The organism is Myxococcus sp. CA039A (genome assembly GCF_013336645.1).
GTDB lineage: Bacteria > Myxococcota > Myxococcia > Myxococcales > Myxococcaceae > Myxococcus > Myxococcus llanfairpwllgwyngyllgogerychwyrndrobwllllantysiliogogogochensis.
Window position 1 is genome coordinate 1 of sequence record NZ_JABUMQ010000400.1, and the last position, 8,976, is coordinate 8,976.

At 70.1% G+C, this 8,976-nt stretch carries 7 protein-coding genes; 3 read left to right on the forward strand and 4 right to left on the reverse strand.

Going from position 1 to position 8,976, the window contains the following annotated elements:
- Together HR086_RS41285 and HR086_RS41290 are read left to right on the forward strand one after the other, a co-directional pair.
- Positions 1–2,014 (forward strand): hypothetical protein (locus HR086_RS41285; RefSeq protein ID WP_174468363.1); only part of this gene is annotated, 2,014 nt, incomplete at its 5' end.
- Positions 2,015–2,019: 5 nt separating this feature from the next.
- Complete coding sequence (locus HR086_RS41290; protein WP_174468364.1) at positions 2,020–2,829, forward strand: hypothetical protein; 810 nt, start codon at positions 2,020–2,022, stop codon at positions 2,827–2,829.
- 27 nt (positions 2,830–2,856) lie between these two features.
- Here HR086_RS41290 and HR086_RS41295 read toward each other — a convergent pair whose 3' ends face one another.
- Positions 2,857–3,168, reverse strand: coding sequence for a twin-arginine translocase TatA/TatE family subunit (locus HR086_RS41295; RefSeq protein WP_246137380.1), 312 nt, complete (start codon positions 3,166–3,168; stop codon positions 2,857–2,859).
- A gap of 29 nt (positions 3,169–3,197) precedes the next feature.
- Between HR086_RS41295 and HR086_RS41300 the strand changes: the two genes are divergently transcribed.
- Positions 3,198–3,923, forward strand: coding sequence for a glycerophosphodiester phosphodiesterase family protein (locus HR086_RS41300; RefSeq protein WP_174468365.1), 726 nt, complete (start codon positions 3,198–3,200; stop codon positions 3,921–3,923).
- 9 nt (positions 3,924–3,932) lie between these two features.
- Here HR086_RS41300 and HR086_RS41305 read toward each other — a convergent pair whose 3' ends face one another.
- From HR086_RS41305 to HR086_RS41315, 3 genes are all read right to left on the reverse strand, one after another.
- On the reverse strand, positions 3,933–4,853 hold the full coding sequence (locus HR086_RS41305; protein WP_141644916.1) for a hypothetical protein: 921 nt from the start codon (positions 4,851–4,853) through the stop codon (positions 3,933–3,935).
- Positions 4,854–5,023: 170 nt separating this feature from the next.
- Entirely contained in the window at positions 5,024–8,263 is a 3,240-nt protein-coding gene (locus tag HR086_RS41310; protein WP_174468366.1) for an MXAN_5808 family serine peptidase, read from the reverse strand.
- A 218-nt stretch (positions 8,264–8,481) separates the two neighbouring features.
- Positions 8,482–8,976: EI24 domain-containing protein (locus HR086_RS41315; RefSeq protein WP_174468367.1), on the reverse strand; the 495-nt coding region annotated here is incomplete at its 5' end.

Sequence of the window (8,976 nt, forward strand, 5' to 3'; positions counted from 1 at the left end):
GCGCCAGGGTGGGGGCGCCGTTCCCCCGCCGCCGCCCGGTTCGGGGACTCTCGCGGGCAGCGCTTCGCCCCCGGCGCCCGACGCGGACGACCCGTTCGCTGACTTCCTCTCCGCCCCGATGCCTGGGGGCGCACAGGATCCATTCGACGCGCTGCCCGCGCCCGTGACGGGGCCCAGCATCGCCGACCGACGCCCGTCGGCTCCCGGCGCGCGAGCGGTTCCTCCCGCGCCGCCCGCCGTGGAGGACGACCCGTTCGCGTCCATCGACATCGACGACTCGACGATGGTGGGCAGTCCGCCCGCCCAGGCCGCGCCCGTCGCGTCCGCTCCTCCCAGCGTGGAGGACGACCCGTTCGCGTCCATCGACATCGACGACTCGACGATGGCGGGACAGCCGTCGTTCTCGCCGGTGGCACCTGCTTCACGCGGGGCGCCGCCGAGTGCCCCGGCCGCGCGCGGTGGCGCGGGGGCTCCGTCGGGAGCACGTGCGCCCTCGGCGGGTGGCTCCGCGCCACATGCTGCTCCGGCGGGAGCTGCTGTCGCGGCGCCACGTGCGGCCTCGGTGGGAGCACCTGTCGCGGCGCCACGCTCGGCACCGGCGGGAGCACCTGTTGCCGCGTCCGCACCACCTGCCGCCCCGACGGGAGCATCTGTTGGCGCGTCCGCGCCGCGTGCGGTCTCGGCGGGAGCTCCCCTCACCGCGCCTCCAGCGCGCGCTGCCCAGCCGGGAGCCTCCTTCACCGGGCCCGACGACGCGACGCAGGCGGGACGGCCTCCGCATCAGGGCGCTGCTCCGTCGGCCCGTGCGGCGCTGTTCTCCGGGCCTGAAGACGCGACGGTGCCCGGCCGTCCTCCGCTCCAGTCTGCGCCCGGAGGCCCGGACCCGTTTGGTGCGCTCGACCTCGGCGACGCGACGATGCCCGGCCGTCCTCCGCTTCAGTCGGCTTCAGGGGCCGCGGACCCGTTTGGTGCGCTCGACCTGGGCGACGCGACGATGCCCGGCCGTCCTCCGCACCCGGCCGCCGGGGCGGGCTTCGAGTCACCCTCGGCGCCGCCCGCGGGTGCCCAGGACCTGTTCGACCTCTCCTCGGACGGCGACTTCGGTGAGCACGCGGGCCTGCAGCCCTCCGACACCGGGCGCGCCGCGCTGTTCGGCACCTCGTCCCAGGGCGCGCTCGGGCTCGATGACTCCCAGGCGCACTCGACGGGTTCACTCCTTGACGATGTTCCTCCCCCGGAAGAGGGCCTGGACTTCGGAGGAGTCACCCTCGGCCGCATTGGCGGGGCGGGGGTGGGGCAGCGCGAGGTGCTCGAACTGGACCCGCAGATGTCCGCCGCGCCCGTGGTCTCCGTGGCCAAGCCCACGGCCCGGCCGGAAGACGTCGGCATTCCCCAGGCCCGGCCGCCGAGTCGCGCGCGCAAGGTGACGGCGCTGCTCGTCAACCTCATGGTGGCCGCGGCGCTCGTGGTGGGACTGGGCGCGGTGGGCAGCGTCTATCTGAGCGAAGGTCGACTGGACCTGTCGGTGCTGTCGCCCGAGAACCTGCGCGCCCTCGTCGTCCCCGCCCCCAAGCCGCTGGTGGCGCTCGACGTCTCCAACGGCCTGTTCGAGACGCAGGCGGGGCGCCCGCTCTTCTTCATCCGGGGTGACGCGGAGAACCGGACCGCGTCGGCGACCCACGTCCGCGTGCGAGGCGCCCTCTTCGATGGCGACCAGCGCGTGCGCTCCGTCGAGGGGCTCGCGGGGCTGGTGGCGACTCCCGAGGAACTCCACGCCGTGGGCAACGCGGAGGCGGCTCAAGCGCTGCGCAAGCGCCTGGACGCGGGCGCCGTGTCCGTGGCGCCTGGGGCCCGCGTGCCCTTCCTCCTCGTGTTCCACGAGTATCCGGCGGCCCTCGGGAGCTTCCGGCTCGAAGTCACCGTGGAGGCCGTCCCGCCACCCGCCGAGGCCGCTCCCGCACCGACGGAGGCCGCGCCGCCTCAGGCACCCGCCCAGGCCGCGCCCACGGAGTAAGCGCCATGCCCTCAGTGGACGACGCACGCAACGTCGCCAGGTTCCTCCACGCGCTGGGTGGCGGGGCCGAAGTGCGCCGCAAGGCCGCCGCGAGGGAGCTGTCGCGCGGTGACCCGTTCGACGCGAATGAGCTGGTGGGTCACCTCATCTCCCTCTCGCGTCACGGCTGGGAGCCCGCCACCTGCGTGCTGTCCGACTTCCTGGCCGCGCTGGAGCAGGAGGCGGAACACATTCCCCACGTCACCGAGCTGCGCAGGCTCGCCCACGTGCAGGCGCTCGACTCGGTGGCGGACCTGTTCGCCCAGGGCCCGGCGAAGCGCGAGATGAACCCGGATGCCGCCGCGCGGGCGGACGCCAACGCCTTCTCCCAGTCGCTGGGTCACCTCAAGCAGCAGGCCCGGCTCACCAGGGACCCGGACACGCTGTCGCGCCTGGCCACCGTCAGCAACCCGTCCGTGCTGCGCAACGTCCTCATCAATCCGCGACTCACCGAGGACCTGGTGGTGCGCATCGCCGCCCGCCGTCCGGCCCGCCCCGAGCCCTTGCTGGAAATCTGGAGGTCCGCCCGCTGGTCCGTGCGCCATGCGGTGCGCCGCGCGCTCGTCTTCAACCCGTACCTGCCCCCTGAAATCGGCGCGAAAATCGTCCCCCTGCTCAACACCAGTGACTTGCGCGAGCTCACGTCGAGCACCGCGCTGCACCTGTCCCTGAGGGAGCAGGCCGCGCGACTGCTGACGGAAGGGCCCGCGGCGCAGCGACTCACGAGCGAGGAATCGCCCGAGCCCCCACGCGGAGCCCGTCACACCCACGACTGAACGGGAGTGGAAGAGGGGACGAGCGGACTAGCGGCGGCGCGGTGAGTCGTGCTCGCTGTACTCGGCGTCGGTGGAGCCCCGGCGCGAGGACGGCAGCGACTTCGCGTCGACCAGGTCCTCGCCCTTGGACGCCTTGCGGAACGAGTAGACGAACTTGCCCACCGCGTTGCCAAGCTGACCCATCCGGGCGGCCGAGAAGACCACCAGCAGGATGAAGCCGAGGACGATGATTTCTCCGAGGCCGAGGCCCAACATGATGAGGGCACAGTGCAGCAAAGGAGCAGGGGAGGCAAGCCGCGCGTCCACCCGTGGACGCCCGTCCGCTCTTCTGCTGCGCACGGACCGGCTTCCATCGCACACTGCGGCCCATGCTCCTGCTTGCCCACCGAGGCGCCTCGGCTGACGCCCCCGAGAACACCCTGGAAGCCTTCGCCGAGGCCGCCCGGCAGGGTGCCGACGGCGTGGAGCTGGACGCCATGGTGTGCGGCACGGGCGAGGTGGTGGTCTGCCACGATGAGCGGCTGGAGCGACTGGCGCGGCTTCCCTGGGAGGTGCGCCACACACCCTGGTGGAAGCTGCAACGCGCCGACGTGGGGACGTCACTGGGCTTCGCTCCGGCGCGCATCCCCCTGTTGGAGGATGTGCTGGACGCGCTGCCGCCACAGCTCATCGTCAACATCGAGCTGAAGTGCGACCGGTTCGACGACGACGGGCTCTCCCAGAAGGTGGCGGACCTGGTGCGCCGCCGGGGACTGGCCGAGCGCGTGGTCGTCTCCAGCTTCAACCCGCTGTGCCTCTTTCGACTCCTCGCCGTCGCGCCCGAGCTGCGGCGGGGCTACCTCATCGACCCGGACCGGCGCTGGGGCGTGCACGCGTACGCGGTGAGCCCGCTCGTCTCGTCCCACTCGGTGCACCCCTACTACGAGGACTGCACTCCGGAGCGGGTCGCCACCTGGCGCGCCGCGGGGCTGCGGGTGGCCACCTGGACGGTGGACGACGCCGCGAGGGCCCGCGCGCTGGAGCAGATGGGGGTCAGCTACCTCATCACCAACCGGCCCGGCGCGCTGCGAGAGGCCCTGCGCGCCGCGGCCTGACCGCCGTGCCTAGAAGTCCAGGCCGAGCGTGGTGCTGAAGGCGAACACCGCCGGGAGACCCCGGTCCTCCAGCGCGTTCGGATTGTCCGCGCGAGGCGTCTCGACGCTGCCCGTGCGCGTGAGCGACAGCTCCGCGCCCAGCTGCAGCACGCCGCCGATGAAGCGCACGCCGCCGTAGATGCGCTGGTTCACGTTGTCGCCGAAGGAAACCTTGGCGTAGTTGTCCGTGCCCGTCAGCGCACCGCGCGAGTCGCCCACGGTGGAGTCCTCGTAGCTGCGCGAGGGGTCGAAGTCGAGGCGGCTCGTGGTGGCCCCGACGAAGCCCAGGTCCAGGCCTCCGTAGGGCGTCAGCGTCACCATGCCGCCCAGGGGGAACTGCTTGCCCACGCCGATGTCCAGGCCCATCACCGTCAGGCTCAAGTCCCGGGCGCCGAACAGCTTCGTCACATGTCCGCGCAGGCCCACGTCCGGCAGCCACGTGAAGCCCTCGTTGACGGCCCACTTCACCTCGCCGGTGGCCACCACCTGACTGCTCTTCTCCACCCAGCCCACGCGCCCGCCCAGCTCCAGCGAGAAGGGCAGGCCCTTGCGCACGTGGAAGGAGGGGATGAGCACCGTGGAGGGCTGCTCCGGGTTCTCCGTGGGGATGCGCACGCTGTCCGGCAGCGACACCACGGACAGCTCCGCGTTGACGGCCCAGGCCGAGTGCCCCGTCGTCTCCGGCGGCATCAGGTTCGCCGAGGTGATGGCGGCGCCCATGACGCGGGCGAAGGCGCGGAAGTTCGCGTTCGCGGCGGCGTTGGTGAGCGCTCCGCCCTGCATCGCCTTCGGATCTCCGAAGTCGGCGATGCGCAAATCGTTGTCGTCCGCGTATGCGGTCGCTCCCGAGACACACGCCGCCAGGGCGAGCCACCGACTGAACGTCCGCATTCGAGTCACCGCCTCCCGGGAACCCGCCGGCCGGGGGCGCCCCACAGCGGCGGACGCTAACGCCAGCCCGCGAGGAGCGTCAACAAAACGGGCGGCCCTTCCGACGAGTCTCGTGAGGAGAACCCACCGGAAGGGCCGCCCGGAAGGCGGCGCCGCGTGTCGTCAGACGCCTACTGAGGCTGCGGCTTCACCCCGCCGGGGCTCTGGCCCGTGACTTTCTGGGCGACTTCCGCCGGACGGCGGCGGATGACCAGGGTGCGGCGGCTGGCGAAGTCGGTGCTCTCCCGCGCCACCACCAGCACATTGTTGTTGCCTTCCTTCAGGGTGAACTCGGTGGAGAACTTCAGGGTGTTCGGCTCGCCACCCTTCGGGTCCACGCCCTTGAAGTAGACCTTCTGGTCGTTGACCAGCACGTAGACGTCCAACAGGCCGTTGGGGTCCGTCACCACGCCGGACAGGGTGAACTTCTCCCCGTTGGCGACCAGGCCGCCCGCGGACGGGTCCGCGTCCAGCTTGATGTCCGGCGGGCGCCGCGTCGTCGTCCACGCCAGCTTCGGCTGCACGGGCTTGCCCGTCTTCACCTCGCGGGCATCCTGGGCGCGCACGAAGGCGAAGCGGTTCTTCTCCAGCTCCACGCGGAAGAAGCCCTTGTTCGCGGCCTCCACGGGCAGCACCGCGGCCGCGTTCAGCTTCGCCACCGTGCGGCCCCCTTCCACGGGCGAGCCGAGGAACTCCGTCTTCTCCGCCACGCGCACCGAGCCCTTCTTCGCCTCGAGCGTCGCCACCGGAGCGTCCTTCACGGGCAGCTCCATCTTCTCCATGACGAACTCCTCCAGCGGCTCGTCGATGATGGCCAGCTTCAGCGGGAAGGTGTCGCCCTTGTAGCCCTTCTTCACCTCCACCTGGAACCGCGCCGTCTTCGTCTCGCCGGCCTTCAGCTCGCCCAGCTTGAAGCGGCCCTTCTCGATGAAGATGTTCGCGTCCCCGCCATTCTTGATTTGCGTGAAGGAATCCATCGCGACGCCGGGGCCGACGTTCGTCACGTCCAGCAGCACCGCCACCGACTCGCCCCGCTGCACCGTGCCGTCGCCGTTGCAACTGGCGCAGTCATCGACGACCTGCCAGTTGAAGGCGAAGGACGGCCGCGGCAGCTCCGCGAAGTTCAGCTCCGACACGCGCGTCTCCGGCAGCGCGCCCTGGTCGTCGAAGAAGCGCACCGTCACGTCGTCGCGGCGGCTGGTCAGGTCCTTGGGCAGCCGGACCTTCACCTTCCAGGACTTCTTCTCGCCCGGGTTGAGCGCGCCGAAGAGGAACTCGCGGCGGTCCAGGAAGGCGTTGTCGCTCTCCGTCCAGGCGCGCACGCGCTTGAGCGGCTCGGCGCCCTTGTTCTCCGCCGTCACCACCATCTCCAAGAGCTCGCCCGCGTGAATCTTGGTGTCCGGCGTCGGCGTCAGCGTGCCCGTCAGCTGCACGTTCTTCGGCGTGGGACCCGCGCTCCAGTCCACACCCAGCGCGGCGATGGCGGCGTTGATGCGGGTCTCCTCTTCACGGCGCTTCTGCTCGATGAAGGCCTTGCCCTGCTGCAGCTGCTGCTGACGGGTGGCCGCCGGGGCCTTCAGCACGTAGTCCCGCGCGAACTGCACCTCGAAGTCCTCCTTGATCTCCTCCTGCGACTCCGCGTCCAGCTGGTCGTCCAGGTCCTCGCCCTGGCCCGCCACGTCGAGCAGCGGGTCGTTCTCCCCATGCGGCTTCTTGTCCCCGTCCTTGCTCGCGGCGACGGCCTTGGGGTTCTTGGGCTCCTCCTTCGCGGCGACCGCCAGCTTCTCCTGCTGCTTGGGGTCCACCTTCAGGTACTTGAGGCTCTCGCGCGGCTTCTCGCGGTCCAACACGTCCTCGCGCTTCTTGGCGACGGTGGCCGAGTCCGGGTTGCCGAAGTGCTGATCCAGGTCCGCCTCACCCATGGAGCGGCGCGACGCGAACACGTCCACGCGCTCGTCGGTGACGCGGGTGGGCACCAACTGGATGTCCGGGACGATGCCCACTTCCTGGATGGAGACGTCGCCGGGCGTCAGGTACTTGGCGATGGTCAGCTTCAGCGCGCTGTCATCCGGGAAGTCGTACAGCACCTGCACGCTGCCCTTGCCGAACGTCTGCCGGCCGATGATGACCGCGCGGTTGAGGTTCTTCAGCGCGCCCGCCACGATTTCCGACGCGGAGGCGCTGCCCGCGTTGACGAGCACCGCGATGGGATAGGTGTCCTCGCCCTCGGTGGGACGCGCGCGCTTCTCCTCGCGCAGCTTGTCCGACAGGCCCACCGTCGCGACGATGGTGCCGTTGGACAGGAACGTGTCGGACACCTGGATGGCCTGCTCCAGAAGGCCGCCCGGGTTGCCACGCATGTCCAGCACCAGGCCCTTGAAGCCGCCCTTGGCGTCCGCCTGCTTGCGCAGGTCACCCAGCGCAGACTCCAAATCCCGCGTGGTGTTGCCCTGGAAGTTCTTCAGGCGGATGTAGCCCACGTTGCCGGAGAGCATCTTGTGCTGGACGCTCTCGATGGAAATCATCGCGCGGGCCAGCGTCATCACGCGGGGCTTGTCCCAGCCGTCGCGCTCCACGGTGATGATGATGCGGCTGTCCACCGGGCCGCGCAGCTTGGACACGGCCTCGTTGAGGTCCATGTTGACGGTGGACTCCTCGCCAATCTTCTTGATGCGGTCGTCCTTCTGGATGCCGGCGCGGTGCGCGGGCGTCTTGGGCAGCACCTTGACGACGGTGAGGTTGCCCTCGCGCATCTGGATGACGAAGCCCAGGCCGCCGAACTCACCCTTGGTGGACAGCTTCATCTCCCGGTACAGCTCCGGGCGCAGCAGCACCGAGTGCGGGTCCAACGTGGACAGCATGCCGTTGACGGCCGCGTACTCGATGTCGCGCGTGTCCTCGATGGGACGCATGTTCTTCGACAGGAAGTCGAACACGTCCTTGAGGGCGAAGGACATCTTCCACAGCGAGTCGACATGCCCGATGTCGAACTCACGCGTCTTGCCGTTGACGTTGACGGCCAGCTTGCCCGTCTCCGGGTTGCCGTCCACCAGCACGTCCGGAACGCTCTTCTCCACGTACTCGAGCGAGGAGATCATCATCTCCTTCGGCTTGATGCGCTTGGGGTCGACGTAGTTTTCCTTCACGTAGAGGATGACCTTGGTCAGCACGCGAAGGCTGTTGAGGTCGTGGGGAGCCTTCTCGCCCTTGGCGGATGGCAGGCTGCCATCCCAGGTGCCTTGTCCCTGCCCGGCCTCGGCCGCTCCCATCATCAGCGGAATCGGCGCCCGGTGACTGCCCACGAGGGCCCAGGCGCCGAGGAGCACGGCAACAGCGGCGATGCGGCGGAGAAAACGCGGCATGTGATTCATCCAAGCTGGAGCGCTTGTGGGCGCCCCGGGGTGTGGCGTGAAATGCCTAGAAAATCCGAACGTTTGAAACGGTAGCTGGGCATTGAAGCGGCCGGGCAAGCCTAATCACGGCTTTCTGGTGCTTCAAGGCATCGACTCTCCGCTGAAGAGGCAGAACGTCCCTGGCGGGCACTGCGTTCCCGCCTTGGAGGGACCGACAGTCGGTGGAGGCGTTTATTTCAGGGCAGCGCCCCCTGGCTGCTCGTGGGCGGAGGCGGCAGAAGGTTCGCTTCGCGCAGCCCTCGGTACATGAGCGTCCCGGCGACGATGGCCACGGGCAGGAAGAAGGTATTCAGGATGGGAACCCAGAGGAGCAGGTAGACGCCCGCTCCCAGGCCCAGGGTGAGGGCCCGGCGCTGGCGGAGCATGCGCCTCACCTCGGCGAAAGGGTAGAGGTGACGCGTCATGGGGGCCGCCAGGAACTCGCCCGCCATCCAGGTCATGGTCCACAGGGCACCGAGCACCGTCCACAAGAGGCTGCCCACCCCGGGCAAGAGGTGGAGCGGCAAGAGGAGCGTCAGCCCGGCGAGCAGGAAGAACAGCCGCGCCAGGGTGTGTGCAAGCCCCGTGACGATGCCCCGCACGAAGCTGGACAGGGTGAAGGGCGGGCCGTCGCCTCCCCCACAGAGGGCCTCGGTGGCCTCGGAGAGGGGGTCCTGGAGGGGGGCCAGCAG

Excerpts from the sequence above, each read along its gene's own strand:
- HR086_RS41290 (WP_174468364.1), top strand. The coding sequence starts at position 2,020 with ATGCCCTCAGTGGACGACGCACGCAACGTCGCCAGGTTCCTCCACGCG.
- HR086_RS41300 (WP_174468365.1), top strand. The coding sequence starts at position 3,198 with ATGCTCCTGCTTGCCCACCGAGGCGCCTCGGCTGACGCCCCCGAGAAC.
- HR086_RS41305 (WP_141644916.1), bottom strand. The coding sequence starts at position 4,853 with ATGCGGACGTTCAGTCGGTGGCTCGCCCTGGCGGCGTGTGTCTCGGGA.
- HR086_RS41310 (WP_174468366.1), bottom strand. The coding sequence starts at position 8,263 with ATGAATCACATGCCGCGTTTTCTCCGCCGCATCGCCGCTGTTGCCGTG.